The following is a 17,740-nucleotide window of genomic DNA, read 5'->3' on the forward strand; positions in this document are numbered from 1 at the left end:
GGGGAGTGGGGCAGGTAATGCCCGCTCCCTGCTCCGCCAGGAGGAAAGGCCTTGAAAGACCTACTGAATTTGCTGAAAAACCAGGGTCAAGTCGAAGAGTTCGACGCCATCCGCATCGGTCTGGCGTCGCCTGAAATGATCCGTTCGTGGTCGTTCGGTGAAGTTAAGAAGCCGGAAACCATCAACTACCGTACGTTCAAACCTGAGCGTGACGGCCTGTTCTGCGCCAAGATCTTTGGCCCAGTCAAGGACTACGAGTGCCTGTGCGGCAAGTACAAGCGCCTCAAGCACCGCGGCGTGATCTGCGAGAAGTGCGGCGTTGAAGTTGCCTTGGCAAAAGTTCGTCGTGAGCGCATGGCGCACATCGAACTGGCCTCGCCTGTTGCCCACATCTGGTTCCTGAAGTCGCTGCCGTCCCGTATCGGCCTGCTGATGGACATGACCCTGCGTGACATCGAGCGCGTGCTCTACTTCGAGAGCTACGTCGTTATCGACCCGGGCATGACCACTCTGGAAAAGGGTCAGCTGCTGAACGACGAGCAGTACTTCGAAGCGCTGGAAGAGTTCGGTGACGACTTCGACGCCCGCATGGGTGCCGAAGCTGTCCGCGAGCTGCTGCACGCTATCGACCTGGAGCACGAGATCGGTCGCCTGCGCGAAGAGATTCCGCAGACCAACTCGGAAACCAAGATCAAGAAGCTGTCCAAGCGCCTGAAGCTGATGGAAGCTTTCCAGGGCTCGGGCAACCTGCCTGAGTGGATGGTCCTGACCGTCTTGCCAGTGCTGCCGCCGGACCTGCGTCCGCTGGTACCGCTGGATGGTGGCCGCTTCGCGACCTCCGACCTGAACGACCTGTATCGTCGGGTGATCAACCGTAACAACCGTCTGAAGCGCCTGCTGGATCTGTCGGCGCCGGACATCATCGTGCGCAACGAAAAGCGCATGTTGCAGGAAGCGGTCGACGCCCTGCTGGACAACGGCCGTCGCGGTCGCGCCATCACTGGCTCGAACAAGCGTCCGCTGAAGTCCCTGGCCGACATGATCAAAGGTAAGCAAGGTCGCTTCCGTCAGAACCTGCTCGGTAAGCGTGTGGACTACTCCGGCCGTTCGGTAATTACCGTAGGCCCGACCCTGCGTCTGCACCAGTGCGGTCTGCCGAAGAAAATGGCTCTCGAGCTGTTCAAGCCGTTCATTTTCGGCAAGCTGGAAATGCGTGGTCTGGCGACCACCATCAAGGCTGCCAAGAAGATGGTCGAGCGCGAGCTGCCAGAGGTGTGGGACGTGCTCGCCGAGGTGATCCGCGAACACCCCGTGCTGCTCAACCGTGCACCGACCCTGCACCGTCTGGGTATCCAGGCCTTTGAACCGGTTCTGATCGAAGGTAAGGCCATCCAGCTGCACCCACTGGTCTGCGCCGCGTACAACGCCGACTTCGACGGTGACCAGATGGCCGTTCACGTGCCGCTGACCCTGGAAGCCCAGCTCGAAGCGCGCGCGCTGATGATGTCGACCAACAACATCTTGTCGCCAGCCAACGGTGAGCCAATCATCGTTCCGTCGCAGGACGTGGTACTGGGTCTGTACTACATGACCCGTGAAGCCATCAATGCCAAGGGCGAAGGTCGCGTATTCGCCGACCTGCAGGAAGTCGACCGCGTATTCCGCGCCGGCGAGGCTGCCCTGCACGCGAAAATCAAGGTTCGTATCAACGAAACCGTGAAAGAGCGTGATGGTTCCGTGGTCAAGAACACCCGTATCGTCGACACCACCGTCGGCCGTGCGCTGCTGTTCCAGGTTGTACCGGCAGGTCTGCCGTACGACGTGGTCAACCAGCCTATGAAGAAGAAGGCGATCTCCAAGCTGATCAACCAGTGCTATCGCGTGGTTGGTCTGAAAGAGACCGTGATCTTCGCTGACCAGCTGATGTACACCGGTTTCGCTTACTCGACCATTTCCGGCGTTTCCATCGGTGTTAACGACTTCGTTATCCCGGATGAAAAAGCCCGCATCATCGGTACCGCTACCGACGAAGTGAAGGAGATCGAGAGCCAGTACGCCTCCGGCCTCGTAACCCAGGGCGAGAAGTACAACAAGGTCATCGACTTGTGGTCGAAGGCGAACGACGAAGTGTCCAAGGCGATGATGGCCAACCTCTCGAAAGAGAAGGTCATCGACCGCGAAGGCAAGGAAGTCGAGCAAGAGTCCTTCAACTCGATGTACATGATGGCTGACTCCGGTGCGCGGGGTTCCGCAGCCCAGATCCGTCAGCTGGCCGGTATGCGTGGCCTGATGGCCAAGCCGGACGGCTCCATCATCGAGACGCCGATCACGGCGAACTTCCGTGAAGGCCTGAGCGTTCTGCAGTACTTCATTTCGACCCACGGTGCTCGTAAGGGTCTGGCGGATACCGCACTGAAGACTGCTAACTCCGGTTACCTGACTCGTCGTCTGGTAGACGTTGCCCAGGATCTGGTGGTTACCGAGATCGACTGCGGCACCGACCAGGGCCTGCTGATGACCCCGCACATCGAAGGTGGCGATGTTGTAGAGCCGCTGGGTGAGCGTGTACTGGGTCGTGTCATCGCCCGTGACGTGTTCAAGCCAGGCACCGAGGACGTCATCGTTCCGGCCGGCACCTTGGTCGACGAGAAGTGGGTAGAGTTCATCGAGCTGAACAGCATCGACGAAGTAGTCGTGCGTTCGCCGATCAACTGCGAAACCCGCTACGGTATCTGCGCCAAGTGCTACGGTCGTGACCTGGCTCGCGGTCACCAGGTGAACATCGGTGAAGCTGTCGGTGTTATCGCTGCACAGTCGATCGGTGAGCCGGGTACCCAGCTGACCATGCGTACGTTCCACATCGGTGGTGCTGCAAGCCGTACCTCGGCTGCCGACAGCGTCCAGGTGAAGAACGGCGGTATGGTGCGTCTGCACAACCTGAAGCAGGTAGAGCGTGCCGATGGCAACCTGGTTGCTGTATCGCGTTCGGGCGAGTTGGCGATTGCCGACGAGTTCGGTCGTGAGCGTGAGCGCTACAAGCTGCCTTACGGTGCGGTGATTTCGGTCAAGGAAGGTGACAAGGTCGAAGCTGGCGCCATCGTCGCCAAGTGGGACCCGCACACCCACCCGATCGTTACCGAGCTGAAAGGTACCGTGACCTTCGTGGGCATGGAAGAAAACATCACCATCAAGCGTCAGACCGACGAACTGACCGGTTTGACCAACATCGAAGTCCTGGACGTCAAGGATCGCCCTGCCGCTGGCAAGGAAATCCGTCCGGCAATCAAGATGGTCGATGCTTCTGGCAAGGATCTGTATCTGCCAGGTACCGACGTACCTGCCCAGTACTTCCTGCCGGCCAACGCCCTTGTCGGTGTGGCTGACGGTGCCCAGATCGGCGTTGGTGACGTTATCGCGCGTATCCCGCAAGAAACGTCGAAGACCCGTGACATCACCGGTGGTCTGCCGCGCGTTGCCGACCTGTTCGAAGCGCGCCGTCCGAAAGAAGCCTCGATTCTGGCTGAAGTCAGCGGCACCATCGCGTTCGGTAAAGAGACCAAGGGCAAGCGTCGTCTGGTCATCACTCCGACCGACGGTAGCGATCCGTACGAAGAGCTGATTCCGAAGTGGCGCCACCTGAACGTCTTCGAAGGCGAACAGGTAAACCGCGGCGAAGTTATCTCCGACGGCCCGAGCGATCCGCACGACATCCTGCGTCTGCTGGGTGTGAGCGCGCTGGCGAAGTACATCGTCAACGAGATCCAGGACGTTTACCGTCTGCAAGGCGTTAAGATCAACGACAAGCACATCGAGACCATCCTGCGTCAGATGCTGCGCAAGGTCGAGATCTCCGAGTCGGGCGATTCCAGCTTCATCAAGGGCGACCAGATGGAACTGACCCAGGTACTGGTAGAGAACGAGCGTCTCGCCGCCGAGGACAAGTTCGTCTCCAAGTTCACCCGCGTGCTGCTGGGTATCACCAAGGCGTCGCTGTCGACCGAGTCGTTCATCTCCGCGGCTTCCTTCCAGGAAACCACCCGCGTACTGACCGAAGCGGCGGTAACCGGCAAGCGCGATTACCTGCGCGGCCTGAAAGAGAACGTGGTCGTGGGTCGTCTGATCCCGGCCGGTACTGGTCTGGCCTACCACAGCGAGCGCAAGCGTCGCCGTGATGCCGACAAGCCGCTGCGTGTGAGCGCCAGTGAGGTGGAAGCCGCACTGACCGAAGCGCTGAACTCCAGCGGTAACTAAGTACAGGGCAGGGCCCCGGCAAGCCTCGAACGGTCATCGACGACATGAAATGTTGCCGATGATCGGGCGGGGAGGGCCGGGGCCTCGTCTTGACTGGGTGCAAGATCCTCTTTAGACTTTTGTACCCTTAAATTTGGTGAGGCTCCGTCTCGCCAATTTTTGGCTTTCTTGCAAGACAATAGAGTCGCAAGACAATCAGTGGAGCTAGTAGATGGCAACTATCAACCAGCTGGTACGTCAGCCGCGTAAGCGTTCGGTCGAGAAGTCCGACGTTCCTGCGCTGCAGAACTGCCCGCAGCGTCGTGGCGTGTGCACCCGCGTGTACACCACCACGCCGAAAAAACCTAACTCGGCACTGCGTAAAGTATGCCGTGTGCGTCTGACCAACGGTTTCGAGGTTTCCTCGTACATCGGTGGTGAAGGCCACAACCTGCAAGAGCACAGCGTCGTCCTGATTCGTGGCGGCCGTGTAAAAGACTTGCCAGGTGTTCGTTACCACACCGTTCGCGGCTCTCTGGATACTTCGGGCGTCAAAGGCCGTAACCAGGGTCGTTCGAAGTACGGTACCAAGCGTCCGAAGTAATCGGTCGTTTGCAGACATCCATTTATTTGAGTCGATAAGAGTAAGGTCGGGCAGGGGTCGAAGACCCACGTCCCGGGCTAACCTGAAGACCGTTTGAGGGCTTATCATGCCAAGACGTCGTGTAGCAGCAAAACGTGAGATCCTTGACGATCCGAAGTACGGATCCCAGATTCTCGCCAAGTTCATGAACCACGTGATGGAAAGCGGCAAGAAGGCCGTAGCCGAGCGCATCGTTTACGGTGCCCTGGATACCGTCAAAGCACGCAAGAACAGCGACCCCCTGGAAATCTTCGAGAAAGCTCTCGACGCCATCGCTCCGCTGGTCGAAGTAAAGTCCCGCCGTGTCGGCGGTGCCACTTACCAGGTTCCGGTTGAAGTTCGTCCATCCCGTCGTAACGCTCTGGCAATGCGCTGGCTCGTAGACTACGCCCGCAAGCGCGGCGAGAAGTCGATGGCCCTGCGCCTGGCCGGCGAACTGCTGGATGCTGCTGAAGGCAAGGGTGCTGCAGTCAAGAAGCGTGAAGACGTGCACCGTATGGCCGAAGCCAACAAAGCGTTCTCGCACTACCGCTTCTAATTCAAGCATCAATTATTTTGCGAGGGCTTTATGGCTCGTACTACAGCAATTAACCGCTACCGTAACATCGGTATCTGTGCCCACGTTGACGCGGGCAAGACTACCACTACCGAGCGGATCCTGTTCTACACAGGTCTGAGCCACAAGATGGGCGAGGTGCACGACGGCGCCGCGACCACCGACTGGATGGTGCAGGAGCAGGAGCGCGGTATCACCATTACCTCCGCTGCCGTTACCACCTTCTGGAAAGGTTCCCGTGGTCAGTACGACAACTACCGCGTAAACGTCATCGATACCCCCGGCCACGTTGACTTCACCATTGAAGTAGAGCGTTCGCTGCGTGTACTCGACGGCGCGGTCGTTGTGTTCTGCGGCACCTCCGGCGTTGAGCCGCAGTCCGAAACCGTATGGCGTCAGGCCAACAAGTACGGCGTTCCACGTGTTGTCTACGTGAACAAGATGGACCGTGCCGGTGCCAACTTCCTGCGCGTTGTCGGCCAGATCAAGAACCGCCTGGGTCACACCCCGGTTCCGGTCCAGCTGGCTATCGGTGCAGAAGACGACTTCCAGGGTCAGGTCGACCTGATCAAGATGAAAGCCATCTACTGGAACGACGACGACAAGGGCACTACCTACCGCGAGGAAGAAATTCCTGCGGATATGGTCGAGCTGGCTAACGAATGGCGCAACAACATGGTTGAAGCCGCCGCCGAAGCCAACGAAGAGCTGATGAACAAGTACCTTGAAGAAGGTGAGCTGACCGTCGAAGAGATCAAGGCAGGCCTGCGCGCGCGCACCCTGGCCAGCGAGATCGTTCCGGCTGTCTGCGGTTCGTCGTTCAAGAACAAGGGCGTTCCCCTGGTTCTCGACGCCGTTATCGACTTCCTGCCTGCTCCGACCGAAATCCCGGCGATCAAGGGTATCCACCCTGACCTGATCGACGTGCCGAAGGACGAAGTCAAGCCTGAGCAGTTCGACGAGCGTCACGCTGACGACAACGAGCCGTTCTCGGCCCTGGCGTTCAAGATTGCCACCGACCCGTTCGTTGGTACTCTGACCTTCGTTCGTGTTTACTCGGGCTTCCTGACCTCCGGTGACTCCGTCATCAACTCGGTCAAGGGCAAGAAAGAACGCGTTGGTCGTATGGTGCAGATGCACGCCAACCAGCGTGAAGAAATCAAGGAAGTACGTGCAGGCGACATCGCTGCTCTGATCGGCATGAAGGACGTCACCACCGGTGACACCCTGTGCAACGCCGACAAGCCGATCATCCTCGAGCGTATGGACTTCCCTGAGCCTGTGATTTCGCTCTCCGTAGAGCCGAAAACCAAGGCCGACCAGGAGAAGATGGGTATCGCACTGGGCAAGCTGGCTCAGGAAGACCCGTCGTTCCGCGTCAAGACCGACGAAGAAACTGGTCAGACCATCATCTCCGGTATGGGTGAGCTGCACCTGGACATCCTCGTTGACCGCATGAAGCGCGAGTTCAACGTCGAGGCCAACATCGGCAAGCCGCAGGTTTCGTACCGCGAGAAGATCACCAAGTCCAACGTCGAGATCGAAGGCAAGTTCGTTCGTCAGTCGGGCGGTCGTGGTCAGTTCGGTCACTGCTGGATCCGTTTCTCGGAGCCGGATCAGGACGACAAGGGCAACATCACCGAAGGTCTGGTGTTCTCCAACGAAGTCGTTGGCGGTGTGATTCCTAAGGAATACATCCCTGCGATCCAGAAGGGTATCGAAGAGCAGATGAAAAACGGCGTTGTTGCCGGTTATCCTCTGATCGGCCTGAAGGCCGCGGTATTCGACGGTTCGTACCACGACGTCGACTCCAACGAAATGGCGTTCAAGATCGCTGCTTCGATGGCAACCAAGCAACTGGCCCAGAAAGGCGGTGGCGTGGTTCTCGAGCCGATCATGAAGGTCGAAGTTGTAACCCCGGAAGACTACCTGGGTGACGTGATGGGTGACCTGAACCGTCGTCGTGGTCTGGTCCAGGGTATGGATGAGTCGGTCTCTGGCCGCGTCGTCCGCGCTGAAGTTCCGCTCGGAGAGATGTTCGGTTACGCAACCGACGTTCGTTCCATGTCTCAGGGTCGCGCAAGCTACTCCATGGAATTCTCCAAATACGCCGAAGCTCCGTCGAACATCGTCGAAGCACTCGTTAAAAAACAAGGCTAATCCCCTTTAGGCAAGAGGTTCACTGTCGTGGCTAAAGAAAAATTTGATCGTTCCCTTCCCCACGTTAACGTCGGCACTATCGGCCACGTTGACCACGGTAAGACCACTCTGACCGCAGCTCTGACTCGCGTCTGCTCCGAAGTTTTCGGTTCGGCAGTCGTTGAGTTCGACAAGATCGACTCGGCTCCGGAAGAAAAAGCGCGCGGTATCACCATCAACACCGCTCACGTCGAGTACAACTCGAACATTCGTCACTACGCTCACGTTGACTGCCCAGGTCACGCTGACTACGTGAAGAACATGATCACCGGTGCTGCCCAGATGGACGGCGCGATCCTGGTTTGCTCGGCCGCCGATGGTCCGATGCCACAAACCCGTGAGCACATCCTGCTGTCCCGTCAGGTAGGCGTTCCTTACATCGTGGTCTTCCTGAACAAGGCTGACCTGGTAGACGACGCCGAGCTGCTGGAACTGGTCGAGATGGAAGTTCGCGACCTGCTGTCCACCTACGACTTCCCAGGCGACGACACCCCGATCATCATCGGTTCGGCTCGTATGGCGCTGGAAGGCAAAGACGACAACGAAATGGGTACTACCGCTGTCAAGAAGCTGGTAGAAACTCTGGATGCCTACATCCCTGAGCCAGTTCGTGCCGTTGACCAGCCGTTCCTGATGCCGATCGAAGACGTATTCTCGATCTCGGGTCGTGGTACCGTTGTTACCGGTCGTATCGAGCGTGGTATCGTCCGCGTTCAGGATCCGCTGGAAATCGTTGGTCTGCGTGACACCACCACCACCACCTGCACCGGTGTTGAGATGTTCCGCAAGCTGCTGGACGAAGGCCGTGCTGGCGAGAACTGCGGCGTTCTGCTGCGTGGTACCAAGCGTGACGACGTTGAGCGTGGCCAGGTTCTGGTCAAGCCAGGTTCGGTCAAGCCGCACACCAAGTTCACCGCAGAAGTCTACGTTCTGTCGAAGGAAGAAGGCGGTCGTCACACTCCGTTCTTCAAAGGCTACCGTCCTCAGTTCTACTTCCGTACCACTGACGTGACCGGTAACTGCGAACTGCCGGAAGGCGTTGAAATGGTAATGCCAGGTGACAACATTCAGATGACTGTTACCCTGATCAAGACCATCGCAATGGAAGACGGTCTGCGCTTCGCTATCCGTGAAGGCGGTCGTACCGTCGGCGCCGGCGTCGTAGCCAAAATCATCGAGTAATCACTCGACCGATTGAAAAAACCCCCGCTCAGCGGGGGTTTTTTTTATTGGGTTGACACTAAATGGGGGCGTCTATAGAATCACGCCTCCTTTTAGCGGGCGTAGTGCGTCCGTTGGGAACAGCCTGGAGTCTGAAATCCAATGCAAAATCAGCAAATCCGTATCAGGTTGAAGGCTTTCGACCATCGCCTGATCGACCAATCCACCCAGGAAATCGTGGAAACCGCGAAACGTACTGGTGCACAAGTGCGTGGTCCAATTCCACTGCCTACCCGCAAAGAGCGTTTCACCGTTCTGGTTTCCCCGCACGTCAACAAAGACGCGCGCGACCAGTACGAGATCCGCACTCATAAGCGTGTTCTGGACATCGTCCAGCCAACGGATAAAACCGTTGACGCGCTGATGAAGCTTGATCTGGCGGCAGGTGTGGAAGTACAGATCAGCCTCGGCTAAGACTTCGGTCTAGTCGTGTAACGCTCTGAAATGGGCGGCCATAGCGGGTGAAAGCCCCGTACACTCATGAGGTTTACAACATGACTATTGGTGTAATCGGTCGCAAGTGCGGTATGACCCGCATTTTCACCGAAGAAGGTGTCTCCATTCCGGTCACGGTCATTGAGATCGAGCCGAATCGCGTCACCCAGTTCAAAACTGAAGAAACCGATGGCTACCGTGCAGTGCAAGTCACTGTCGGCGAGCGTCGTGCTTCGCGTGTGACTGCCGCTCAGGCAGGTCACTTCGCCAAGGCCAACGTTGCCGCTGGTCGCGGTGTCTGGGAGTTCCGTCTTGAAGAAGGCGATTTCCAGGCTGGCGATCTGATCAAAGCTGAACTCTTCACTGCAGGCCAGCTGGTAGACGTTACTGGTCAGTCCAAAGGTAAAGGCTTCGCCGGTACCATCAAGCGCTGGAACTTCCGTGGCCAGGACAACACCCACGGTAACTCCGTGTCGCACCGTGTCCCAGGTTCCATCGGCCAGTGCCAGACTCCTGGTCGTGTGTTCAAGGGCAAGAAAATGTCCGGTCACATGGGCGCCGAGCGCGTGACTGTTCAGTCCCTGGAAGTTGTTCGCGTAGACGCTGAACGCAACCTGCTGCTGGTCAAGGGTGCCGTTCCAGGCGCTACTGGCGGCGACGTGGTTGTACGTCCAGCTGTCAAGGCTCGCGGTTAAGGGGAAACTGACATGCAACTCAATGTAAATGACGCTCAGGCGATCGAAGTTTCCGAACTGACTTTCGGTGGCGAATTCAACGAGACGCTGGTACACCAAGCAGTCGTGGCCTACATGGCCGGCGGCCGTCAGGGCACCAAGCAGCAGAAGACCCGTTCCGACGTGGCTGGTGGCGGTAAGCGCCCATGGCGTCAGAAGGGTACTGGCCGTGCTCGTGCTGGTACCACTCGTGGTCCGATCTGGCGTGGCGGTGGTGTAACCTTCGCAGCTCGCCCTCAAGATCACTCGCAGAAGCTCAACAAGAAGATGTACCGCGCAGCCCTGCGCTCCATCCTCGCTGAGCTGGTGCGTAGCGACCGTCTGGTCGTGGTTCAGGACTTCGCTGTTGAAGCGCCGAAAACCAAAGATCTGCTGAACAAGCTGAACGGCATGGGTCTGAACGACGTACTGATCGTTTCCGACGCTGTTGATCAGAACCTGTACCTGGCTGCTCGCAACCTGCCGCACGTCGATGTACGTGACGTACAAGGTTCCGACCCGGTCAGTCTGATCGCATACGAGAAAGTGTTGATCACTGTCTCGGCCGTGAAGAAATTCGAGGAGCTGCTGGGATGAACCAGGAACGCGTATTCAAAGTCCTCCTTGGCCCGCACGTTTCCGAGAAGGCTACCGTTCTGGCTGAGAAAAAAGGCCAGTTCGTATTCAAGGTTGCTACCGATGCAACCAAGCTGGAAATCAAGAAAGCTGTCGAAGGCCTGTTCAACGTAAAAGTTGAAAACGTGTCGACTGTTAACGTCCTGGGTAAAACCAAGCGTACCGCACGTGGTCTGGGCAAGCGTAATGACTGGAAGAAGGCGATCGTCTCCCTTCAGCCAGGCCAAGATCTCGATTTCAGCAGCAGTGCTGAGTAAGGAAGGGGTGCATCATGGCAATCGTTAAATGCAAACCGACTTCCCCTGGCCGCCGTTTCGTGGTCAAGGTGGTCAACAAGGAGCTGCACAAAGGCGCTCCTCACGCACCGCTGATCGAGAAAAAATCGAAGTCTGGTGGTCGTAACAACAATGGCCGCATTACCACTCGTCACGTTGGTGGTGGTCACAAGCAGCATTACCGTCTGGTCGACTTCCGTCGCAACGACAAAGATGGCATTCCAGCCACTGTCGAGCGTATCGAATACGACCCGAACCGTACTGCTCACATCGCCCTGCTGTGCTACGCAGACGGTGAGCGTCGCTACATCATCGCCCCTAAAGGCGTGAGCGCTGGCGACCAGCTGATCGCAGGTGCCCTGGCCCCAATCAAGGCCGGTAACTCCCTGCAGCTGCGCAACATTCCAGTAGGTAGCACCATTCACGGCATCGAACTGAAGCCGGGTAAAGGTGCTCAGATCGCTCGTTCCGCTGGTGCTTCGGCTCAGCTGATCGCTCGCGAAGGTGTCTACGTGACCCTGCGTCTGCGCTCTGGTGAAATGCGTAAAGTCCTGGCTGAGTGCCGTGCGACCCTGGGCGAAGTCTCGAACTCCGAGCACAGCCTGCGTTCGCTGGGTAAAGCTGGTGCCAAACGCTGGCGCGGCGTTCGCCCAACCGTTCGTGGTGTTGCCATGAACCCGGTTGACCACCCACACGGTGGTGGTGAAGGTCGTACCTCCGGTGGTCGTCATCCGGTATCGCCATGGGGCTTCCCAACCAAGGGTGCTAAAACCCGTGGTAATAAGCGTACCGACAACATGATCGTCCGTCGTCGCAAGTAACTAGAGGGATACGACAGTGCCACGTTCTCTGAAAAAAGGTCCTTTTATCGATCTTCACCTGCTGAAGAAGGTCGAAGTGGCGGTGGAGAAGAACGATCGCAAGCCAGTTAAAACCTGGTCGCGCCGTTCGATGATCCTGCCACAAATGGTCGGTCTGACCATCGCGGTACACAACGGTCGTCAACATGTCCCAGTTCTGGTGAACGAAGACATGGTCGGCCACAAACTGGGCGAGTTCGCCGGTACCCGCACCTACCGCGGGCACGTGGCTGACAAGAAAGCCAAGCGTTAAGGGGTAAGGAAATGGAAGTAGCCGCTAAGTTGTCGGGCGCTCGCATCTCCGCCCAGAAAGCCCGCTTGGTCGCCGACCAGATCCGCGGGAAGAAGGTGGGCGAAGCGCTCAACCTGTTGGCCTTCAGCAGCAAAAAAGCCGCTGAAATCATGAAGAAAGTCCTCGAGTCGGCCGTTGCCAACGCCGAACACAACGAAGGCGCAGACGTTGATGACCTGAAGGTCTCCACCGTCTTCGTCAACGAAGGGCGTTCGCTGAAGCGCATCATGCCACGTGCCAAAGGCCGTGCTGATCGCATCGTCAAGCGGTCTTGCCATATCACTGTCAAGGTTGCGGACAAGTAACGGAGTCGATCAGATGGGTCAGAAAGTACATCCCACTGGCATTCGCCTGGGAATCGTCAAGGAGCACACCTCCGTCTGGTACGCAGACGGTGCTACTTACGCAGATTACCTGTTGAAGGATCTGAAAACGCGTGAGTACCTCCAAGACAAACTAAAAAGCGCGTCCGTAAGCCGTATCGATATTCATCGTCCGGCTCAAACTGCACGCATCACCATCCACACCGCTCGTCCCGGTATCGTTATCGGTAAGAAAGGTGAAGATGTCGAGAAGCTGCGTCAGGACCTGACCAAGCAGATGGGTGTGCCTGTGCACATCAACATCGAAGAGATCCGCAAGCCGGAACTCGACGCTATGCTGGTTGCGCAGAGCGTAGCTCAGCAGCTGGAACGCCGCGTAATGTTCCGTCGCGCCATGAAGCGCGCCGTACAGAACGCCATGCGTATTGGTGCCAAGGGCATCAAGATCCAGGTGAGCGGTCGTCTCGGCGGTGCTGAGATTGCTCGTACCGAGTGGTATCGCGAAGGTCGTGTGCCTCTGCACACCCTGCGTGCCGATATCGACTACAACACCTACGAAGCTCACACCACCTACGGTGTGATCGGTGTGAAGGTTTGGATCTTCAAAGGCGAAGTTATTGGTGGTCGCCAAGAAGAACTGAAACCACAAGCACCAGCGCCTCGTAAAAAAGCTGCTAAGTAAGGGGTACGCCAAATGTTGCAACCAAAGCGTACAAAATTCCGCAAGCAGATGACTGGCCACAACCGTGGTCTGGCACTGCGCGGTAGCAAAGTCAGCTTCGGCGAATTCGCCCTGAAAGCTGTTGCTCGCGGTCGCCTCACCGCTCGCCAGATCGAGTCCGCACGTCGTGCGCTGACCCGTCACGTCAAGCGTGGCGGTAAGATCTGGATCCGTGTGTTCCCGGACAAGCCGATCTCCAAGAAGCCTCTCGAGGTTCGTATGGGTAAAGGTAAGGGCTCCGTGGAATACTGGGTTGCCCAGATTCAGCCAGGCAAAGTCCTGTATGAAATCGAAGGTGTTTCTGAAGAGCTGGCGCGCGAAGCTTTCGCCCTGGCTGCTGCAAAGCTGCCTCTCGCCACCTCCTTTGTTAAGCGGACGGTGATGTGATGAAAGCGAATGAACTTCGTGAAAAATCTGCACAGCAACTGAATGAGCAACTGCTCGGCTTGCTGCGCGACCAGTTCAATCTGCGTATGCAGAAAGCAACTGGCCAGTTGGGGCAGTCGCACCTGCTCTCGCAAGTTAAGCGTGACATCGCTCGCGTGAAAACTGTGCTCAACCAGCAGGCAGGTAAGTGATCATGGCTGAAGCTGAAAAAACCGTCCGTACGCTGACTGGCCGTGTCGTCAGCGACAAAATGGACAAGACCATCACCGTTCTGATCGAGCGTCGCGTAAAGCACCCGATCTACGGTAAATACGTTAAGCGTTCGACTAAGCTGCACGCGCACGACGAATCCAACCAGTGCAAGATCGGCGACAAGGTTTCCATCCGTGAAACCCGTCCGCTGGCCAAGACCAAGTCCTGGGCACTGGTTGAAGTCCTCGAACGCGCTGTTGAAGTCTAAGGGCTAGGGGTCGGAGAAATTTTATGATTCAGACTCAATCCATGCTCGATGTGGCCGATAACAGCGGCGCTCGTCGCGTCATGTGCATCAAGGTTCTCGGCGGTTCGCACCGCCGTTACGCCGGCATCGGTGACATCATCAAAGTAACCGTCAAGGAAGCAATTCCGCGCGGTAAGGTCAAGAAAGGCCAGGTGATGACCGCTGTTGTCGTCCGTACCCGTCACGGTGTACGTCGCGCTGACGGTTCCATCATTCGTTTCGACGGCAACGCTGCTGTTCTGCTGAACAACAAGCAAGAGCCGATCGGCACTCGCATCTTCGGGCCAGTGACCCGTGAACTTCGTACCGAGAAGTTCATGAAGATCGTCTCGCTCGCCCCTGAAGTGCTGTAAGGAGATCCGACATGCAAAAGATTCGTCGTGACGACGAGATCATCGTGATCGCCGGCAAAGACAAAGGTAAGCGCGGTAAGGTGCTGAAGGTTCTGGCTGATGACCGTCTGGTCGTTGGTGGTGTGAACCTGGTCAAGCGTCATACCAAGCCTAACCCGATGGCGGGCGTTCAGGGCGGTATCGTCGAGAAAGAAGCGCCTCTGCACGCTTCCAACGTTGCCATCTTCAACGGCGAAACCAACAAGGCTGACCGCGTTGGTTTCAAAGTAGAAGACGGTAAGAAAATTCGTGTCTTCAAGTCGACCCAAAAAGCGGTTGATGCTTGAACACTGCTAGGTAGAAGACCATGGCACGACTGAAAGAGATTTACCGGAACGAAATCGCTCCTAAGCTTAAGGAAGAACTTAAGCTGTCGAACGTGATGGAAGTTCCTCGCGTTACCAAGATCACCCTGAACATGGGTCTGGGCGAAGCGATCGGCGACAAGAAAGTCATCGAGCACGCAGTAGCTGACCTGGAAAAGATCACCGGTCAAAAGCCGGTCGTGACTTTCGCTCGCAAATCCATCGCTGGCTTCAAAGTCCGCGAAGGCTGGCCGATCGGCGTCAAGGTGACCCTGCGTAGCGACAAGATGTACGAATTCCTGGACCGCCTGCTGGCGATCTCCCTGCCTCGGGTTCGCGACTTCCGCGGCCTGAATGCCAAGTCCTTCGATGGTCGTGGCAACTACAGCATGGGCGTGAAAGAGCAGATCATCTTCCCGGAAATCGACTACGACAAGATCGATGCTCTGCGCGGTTTGGACATCACCCTGACCACCACTGCTCGTTCGGACGACGAAGGCCGCGCTCTGCTGCGTGCTTTCAAGTTCCCGTTCCGCAACTGATTGGAGTAGGAAAATGGCCAAGAAGAGCATGAAGAACCGCGAGCTGAAGCGTCAGCTCACGGTAGCCAAGTTCGCTAAGAAGCGTGCTGAGCTGAAAGCGACCATCGTCAACCAGAACGCCTCTCCAGAAGAGCGTTTCGCTGCCGTTGTCGCTCTGCAGAAGCAGCCACGTGACGCTAGCGCCTCGCGCCTGCGCAACCGTTGCCGCCTGACCGGTCGTCCTCACGGTGTATACCGTAAGTTCGGCCTGGGCCGTAACATGCTGCGTCAAGCTGCAATGCGCGGTGACGTACCAGGTCTGGTCAAGGCCTCCTGGTAATCACTGCAGGCTGGATCCCGGCGGAAGGGGAGCAATCTTCCGACCGCCGGTGACCTCGCCAACAAACAAGCCCCTATATGGGGCTTGTTTCGTTTCTACCTTGTGTCTAGAATGACCGGCTCACCTGAGCCTGGGTTTTTTGCCCTGTCCGCTCAGGTGGTTGTGATAGCCGCAAGGCTAATAATTCTTGTATCAGGAGCATCTAGCCCATGAGTATGCAGGACCCGTTAGCGGACATGCTAACTCGCATCCGTAATGCCCAGATGGCTGAAAAGTCCGTCGTAAGCATGCCTTCCTCCACCCTGAAGGTCGCGGTTGCCAAAGTTCTGAAAGACGAAGGTTACATCGCTGGCTACCAGGTTACTGGTGAGGCCAAGCCTTCCCTGTCGATCGAACTGAAGTACTTCGAAGGCCGTCCGGTCATCGAGGAACTGAAGCGCTCCAGCCGTCCAGGCCTGCGCCAGTACAAGTCCGTCGCAGAACTGCCGAAAGTACGTGGCGGCCTGGGCGTGTCTATCGTCTCCACCAACAAAGGTGTGATGACTGATCGCGCTGCGCGCGCTGCCGGTGTCGGCGGCGAAGTTCTGTGCACAGTGTTCTAAGGGGAGATAGGCATGTCTCGCGTCGCTAAGAACCCCGTTAAGCTGCCAGCAGGCGTCGAAGTCAAATTCGCCGGCCAGCAGCTTTCGGTGAAGGGTGCCAAAGGCACTCTCGAACTGAACGTTCACTCGTCTGTTGAAGTTACCGAAGAATCTGGCGAGCTGCGTTTCGTCGCTCGCAACGGTGACCAGCAAGCTCGCGCCATGGCCGGTACTACCCGTGCTCTGGTGAACAACATGGTCCAGGGCGTAAGCCAAGGCTTCGAGCGCAAGCTCCAGCTGGTCGGTGTTGGTTACAAGGCACAGGCCAAGGGCACCGTCCTGAACCTGGCCCTGGGCTTCTCGCACCCAGTGGACTACGAACTGCCAGCCGGCATCACCGCTGAAACCCCAAGCCAGACCGACATCCTGATCAAGGGTATCGACAAGCAGCTGGTGGGTCAGGTGGCCGCTGAAATCCGCGACTTCCGTCCGCCAGAGCCTTACAAGGGCAAGGGTGTGCGTTACGCGGACGAAGTAGTCCGTCGTAAAGAAGCCAAGAAGAAGTAGGGCCTAGCAAATGACCGACAAAAAAGTTATCCGACTGCGTCGCGCTCGCAAAGCACGCCTCAAGATGCACGAACTCGAAGTCGTGCGCCTGTGCGTGTTCCGCTCCTCGCAGCACATCTATGCCCAGGTCATTTCGGCCGACGGCAGCAAGGTTCTGGCAAGCGCCTCGACCTTGGACAAAGAACTGCGTGATGGCGCCACTGGCAACATCGACGCGGCCACTAAGGTTGGCAAGCTGGTAGCTGAGCGTGCGAAAGCCGCCGGTGTATCTCAAGTTGCCTTTGACCGTTCCGGCTTCAAGTACCATGGCCGCGTCAAAGCGCTGGCTGATGCTGCTCGTGAAGGCGGGCTGGAGTTCTAAGTTATGGCAAATAACGATCAAAAGCGCGACGAAGGCTACATCGAGAAGCTGGTTCAAGTTAACCGCGTTGCCAAAACCGTAAAAGGCGGCCGTATCTTCACCTTCACCGCGCTGACCGTGGTAGGTGATGGTAAAGGTCGTGTTGGCTTCGGCCGTGGCAAGTCGCGCGAAGTACCTGCCGCGATCCAGAAAGCCATGGAAGCTGCTCGCCGCAACATGATCCAGGTTGACCTGAAGGGCACCACCCTGCAGTACGCCACCAAGGCCGCCCACGGCGCCTCGAAGGTTTACATGCAGCCTGCCTCGGAAGGTACCGGTATCATCGCCGGTGGCGCAATGCGTGCTGTCCTGGAAGTTGCTGGTGTTCAGAACGTTCTGGCCAAGTGCTACGGTTCGACCAACCCTGTGAACGTGGTTTACGCCACCTTCAAGGGTCTGAAAGCCATGCAATCTCCTGAATCCATTGCTGCCAAGCGCGGCAAGAGCGTCGAGGAGATCTTCTGATCATGGCAACCGTAAAAGTAACGCTGATCAAGAGCGTCTCGGGCCGTCTGCCTAACCACAAGCTGTGCGTTAAAGGCCTGGGTCTGCGTCGCATCGGTCACACTGTAGAAGTCCAGGATACTCCCGAGAACCGCGGGATGATCAACAAGGCTTACTACATGCTGAAGGTCGAGGGTTAA

25 protein-coding genes are annotated in these 17,740 nt (G+C 57.4%); all 25 read left to right on the forward strand.

What is annotated here, in order from left to right; all coding sequences use genetic code 11:
• The first annotated feature begins 51 nt into the window (after positions 1 to 51).
• The 25 genes from rpoC to rpmD all read left to right on the forward strand — a co-directional run bounded on the left by rpoC (position 52) and on the right by rpmD (position 17,740).
• Complete coding sequence (gene rpoC, locus R9B85_RS14905) at positions 52 to 4,251, forward strand: DNA-directed RNA polymerase subunit beta' (protein ID WP_112249306.1); 4,200 nt, start codon at positions 52 to 54, stop codon at positions 4,249 to 4,251.
• Between the two features lie 211 nt (positions 4,252 to 4,462).
• The gene (rpsL, locus tag R9B85_RS14910) at positions 4,463 to 4,834 is read left to right on the forward strand and encodes a 30S ribosomal protein S12 (protein WP_003255492.1); all 372 of its coding nucleotides are present in this window, start codon (positions 4,463 to 4,465) and stop codon (positions 4,832 to 4,834) included.
• Between the two features lie 106 nt (positions 4,835 to 4,940).
• Positions 4,941 to 5,411 (forward strand): 30S ribosomal protein S7, encoded by a 471-nt coding sequence (gene rpsG / locus R9B85_RS14915; RefSeq protein ID WP_003246741.1) that lies wholly within the window; start codon positions 4,941 to 4,943, stop codon positions 5,409 to 5,411.
• A gap of 30 nt (positions 5,412 to 5,441) precedes the next feature.
• Positions 5,442 to 7,589 (forward strand): elongation factor G, encoded by a 2,148-nt coding sequence (fusA, locus tag R9B85_RS14920; RefSeq protein ID WP_112249305.1) that lies wholly within the window; start codon positions 5,442 to 5,444, stop codon positions 7,587 to 7,589.
• A 27-nt stretch (positions 7,590 to 7,616) separates the two neighbouring features.
• Positions 7,617 to 8,810, forward strand: coding sequence for an elongation factor Tu (gene tuf / locus R9B85_RS14925; RefSeq protein ID WP_013970626.1), 1,194 nt, complete (start codon positions 7,617 to 7,619; stop codon positions 8,808 to 8,810).
• A gap of 141 nt (positions 8,811 to 8,951) precedes the next feature.
• Entirely contained in the window at positions 8,952 to 9,263 is a 312-nt protein-coding gene (gene rpsJ / locus R9B85_RS14930; RefSeq protein WP_003186070.1) for a 30S ribosomal protein S10, read from the forward strand.
• 80 nt (positions 9,264 to 9,343) lie between these two features.
• Positions 9,344 to 9,979, forward strand: coding sequence for a 50S ribosomal protein L3 (rplC, locus tag R9B85_RS14935; RefSeq protein WP_003257089.1), 636 nt, complete (start codon positions 9,344 to 9,346; stop codon positions 9,977 to 9,979).
• Positions 9,980 to 9,991: 12 nt separating this feature from the next.
• Complete coding sequence (rplD, locus tag R9B85_RS14940; RefSeq protein WP_008089819.1) at positions 9,992 to 10,594, forward strand: 50S ribosomal protein L4; 603 nt, start codon at positions 9,992 to 9,994, stop codon at positions 10,592 to 10,594.
• Positions 10,591 to 10,890, forward strand: a complete 300-nt coding sequence (gene rplW / locus R9B85_RS14945) for a 50S ribosomal protein L23 (protein ID WP_003255484.1) — start codon at positions 10,591 to 10,593, stop codon at positions 10,888 to 10,890. Before rplD ends, rplW begins: the two co-directional genes overlap by 4 nt.
• 14 nt (positions 10,891 to 10,904) lie before the next feature.
• The gene (gene rplB / locus R9B85_RS14950) at positions 10,905 to 11,729 is read left to right on the forward strand and encodes a 50S ribosomal protein L2 (protein WP_003255483.1); all 825 of its coding nucleotides are present in this window, start codon (positions 10,905 to 10,907) and stop codon (positions 11,727 to 11,729) included.
• A gap of 16 nt (positions 11,730 to 11,745) precedes the next feature.
• Positions 11,746 to 12,021, forward strand: a complete 276-nt coding sequence (gene rpsS / locus R9B85_RS14955) for a 30S ribosomal protein S19 (RefSeq protein WP_003255482.1) — start codon at positions 11,746 to 11,748, stop codon at positions 12,019 to 12,021.
• A gap of 11 nt (positions 12,022 to 12,032) precedes the next feature.
• Positions 12,033 to 12,365 carry a 50S ribosomal protein L22 gene (gene rplV / locus R9B85_RS14960; protein ID WP_003103908.1) on the forward strand — a complete coding sequence of 111 codons (333 nt, stop codon included), beginning with the start codon at positions 12,033 to 12,035 and terminating at the stop codon, positions 12,363 to 12,365.
• Positions 12,366 to 12,378: 13 nt separating this feature from the next.
• Positions 12,379 to 13,065, forward strand: a complete 687-nt coding sequence (gene rpsC / locus R9B85_RS14965) for a 30S ribosomal protein S3 (RefSeq protein WP_003255481.1) — start codon at positions 12,379 to 12,381, stop codon at positions 13,063 to 13,065.
• Positions 13,066 to 13,077: 12 nt separating this feature from the next.
• Positions 13,078 to 13,491 carry a 50S ribosomal protein L16 gene (rplP, locus tag R9B85_RS14970; RefSeq protein ID WP_003255479.1) on the forward strand — a complete coding sequence of 138 codons (414 nt, stop codon included), beginning with the start codon at positions 13,078 to 13,080 and terminating at the stop codon, positions 13,489 to 13,491.
• Positions 13,491 to 13,682: a 50S ribosomal protein L29 gene (gene rpmC / locus R9B85_RS14975; RefSeq protein WP_002555481.1), complete on the forward strand. Its 192-nt coding sequence runs from the start codon at positions 13,491 to 13,493 to the stop codon at positions 13,680 to 13,682. Before rplP ends, rpmC begins: the two co-directional genes overlap by 1 nt.
• Positions 13,683 to 13,684: 2 nt before the next feature.
• Positions 13,685 to 13,951 (forward strand): 30S ribosomal protein S17, encoded by a 267-nt coding sequence (gene rpsQ / locus R9B85_RS14980; protein WP_008089812.1) that lies wholly within the window; start codon positions 13,685 to 13,687, stop codon positions 13,949 to 13,951.
• Between the two features lie 23 nt (positions 13,952 to 13,974).
• A complete protein-coding gene (gene rplN, locus R9B85_RS14985) occupies positions 13,975 to 14,343 on the forward strand; it encodes a 50S ribosomal protein L14 (RefSeq protein WP_002555479.1) in 369 nt (122 codons plus the stop codon).
• A gap of 11 nt (positions 14,344 to 14,354) precedes the next feature.
• Complete coding sequence (gene rplX / locus R9B85_RS14990) at positions 14,355 to 14,669, forward strand: 50S ribosomal protein L24 (protein WP_016715319.1); 315 nt, start codon at positions 14,355 to 14,357, stop codon at positions 14,667 to 14,669.
• A 20-nt stretch (positions 14,670 to 14,689) separates the two neighbouring features.
• Positions 14,690 to 15,229, forward strand: coding sequence for a 50S ribosomal protein L5 (gene rplE / locus R9B85_RS14995; protein WP_003255474.1), 540 nt, complete (start codon positions 14,690 to 14,692; stop codon positions 15,227 to 15,229).
• A gap of 13 nt (positions 15,230 to 15,242) precedes the next feature.
• Positions 15,243 to 15,548: a 30S ribosomal protein S14 gene (gene rpsN, locus R9B85_RS15000; RefSeq protein ID WP_110637824.1), complete on the forward strand. Its 306-nt coding sequence runs from the start codon at positions 15,243 to 15,245 to the stop codon at positions 15,546 to 15,548.
• 209 nt (positions 15,549 to 15,757) lie between these two features.
• Entirely contained in the window at positions 15,758 to 16,150 is a 393-nt protein-coding gene (gene rpsH / locus R9B85_RS15005) for a 30S ribosomal protein S8 (RefSeq protein ID WP_009681971.1), read from the forward strand.
• A 12-nt stretch (positions 16,151 to 16,162) separates the two neighbouring features.
• Positions 16,163 to 16,696, forward strand: coding sequence for a 50S ribosomal protein L6 (gene rplF, locus R9B85_RS15010; RefSeq protein ID WP_009681972.1), 534 nt, complete (start codon positions 16,163 to 16,165; stop codon positions 16,694 to 16,696).
• Positions 16,697 to 16,706: 10 nt separating this feature from the next.
• Entirely contained in the window at positions 16,707 to 17,057 is a 351-nt protein-coding gene (gene rplR, locus R9B85_RS15015; protein ID WP_009681973.1) for a 50S ribosomal protein L18, read from the forward strand.
• A gap of 3 nt (positions 17,058 to 17,060) precedes the next feature.
• A complete protein-coding gene (rpsE, locus tag R9B85_RS15020) occupies positions 17,061 to 17,561 on the forward strand; it encodes a 30S ribosomal protein S5 (protein ID WP_003255465.1) in 501 nt (166 codons plus the stop codon).
• A 2-nt stretch (positions 17,562 to 17,563) separates the two neighbouring features.
• The gene (gene rpmD / locus R9B85_RS15025; protein ID WP_003255463.1) at positions 17,564 to 17,740 is read left to right on the forward strand and encodes a 50S ribosomal protein L30; all 177 of its coding nucleotides are present in this window, start codon (positions 17,564 to 17,566) and stop codon (positions 17,738 to 17,740) included.

It is taken from the genome of Pseudomonas sp. NLJ1 (assembly GCF_049486705.1).
In the GTDB taxonomy this organism is placed as follows: Bacteria; Pseudomonadota; Gammaproteobacteria; order Pseudomonadales; family Pseudomonadaceae; genus Aquipseudomonas; species Aquipseudomonas inefficax.

Coding starts and splice junctions, on each gene's coding strand:
- rpsL (WP_003255492.1), top strand. CDS start 4,463: ATGGCAACTATCAACCAGCTGGTACGTCAGCCGCGTAAGCGTTCGGTC.
- rpsG (WP_003246741.1), top strand. CDS start 4,941: ATGCCAAGACGTCGTGTAGCAGCAAAACGTGAGATCCTTGACGATCCG.
- fusA (WP_112249305.1), top strand. CDS start 5,442: ATGGCTCGTACTACAGCAATTAACCGCTACCGTAACATCGGTATCTGT.
- rpsJ (WP_003186070.1), top strand. CDS start 8,952: ATGCAAAATCAGCAAATCCGTATCAGGTTGAAGGCTTTCGACCATCGC.
- rplC (WP_003257089.1), top strand. CDS start 9,344: ATGACTATTGGTGTAATCGGTCGCAAGTGCGGTATGACCCGCATTTTC.
- rplD (WP_008089819.1), top strand. CDS start 9,992: ATGCAACTCAATGTAAATGACGCTCAGGCGATCGAAGTTTCCGAACTG.
- rplW (WP_003255484.1), top strand. CDS start 10,591: ATGAACCAGGAACGCGTATTCAAAGTCCTCCTTGGCCCGCACGTTTCC.
- rplB (WP_003255483.1), top strand. CDS start 10,905: ATGGCAATCGTTAAATGCAAACCGACTTCCCCTGGCCGCCGTTTCGTG.
- rplV (WP_003103908.1), top strand. CDS start 12,033: ATGGAAGTAGCCGCTAAGTTGTCGGGCGCTCGCATCTCCGCCCAGAAA.
- rpsC (WP_003255481.1), top strand. CDS start 12,379: ATGGGTCAGAAAGTACATCCCACTGGCATTCGCCTGGGAATCGTCAAG.
- rplP (WP_003255479.1), top strand. CDS start 13,078: ATGTTGCAACCAAAGCGTACAAAATTCCGCAAGCAGATGACTGGCCAC.
- rpmC (WP_002555481.1), top strand. CDS start 13,491: ATGAAAGCGAATGAACTTCGTGAAAAATCTGCACAGCAACTGAATGAG.
- rpsQ (WP_008089812.1), top strand. CDS start 13,685: ATGGCTGAAGCTGAAAAAACCGTCCGTACGCTGACTGGCCGTGTCGTC.
- rplN (WP_002555479.1), top strand. CDS start 13,975: ATGATTCAGACTCAATCCATGCTCGATGTGGCCGATAACAGCGGCGCT.
- rplX (WP_016715319.1), top strand. CDS start 14,355: ATGCAAAAGATTCGTCGTGACGACGAGATCATCGTGATCGCCGGCAAA.
- rplE (WP_003255474.1), top strand. CDS start 14,690: ATGGCACGACTGAAAGAGATTTACCGGAACGAAATCGCTCCTAAGCTT.
- rpsN (WP_110637824.1), top strand. CDS start 15,243: ATGGCCAAGAAGAGCATGAAGAACCGCGAGCTGAAGCGTCAGCTCACG.
- rpsH (WP_009681971.1), top strand. CDS start 15,758: ATGAGTATGCAGGACCCGTTAGCGGACATGCTAACTCGCATCCGTAAT.
- rplF (WP_009681972.1), top strand. CDS start 16,163: ATGTCTCGCGTCGCTAAGAACCCCGTTAAGCTGCCAGCAGGCGTCGAA.
- rplR (WP_009681973.1), top strand. CDS start 16,707: ATGACCGACAAAAAAGTTATCCGACTGCGTCGCGCTCGCAAAGCACGC.
- rpsE (WP_003255465.1), top strand. CDS start 17,061: ATGGCAAATAACGATCAAAAGCGCGACGAAGGCTACATCGAGAAGCTG.
- rpmD (WP_003255463.1), top strand. CDS start 17,564: ATGGCAACCGTAAAAGTAACGCTGATCAAGAGCGTCTCGGGCCGTCTG.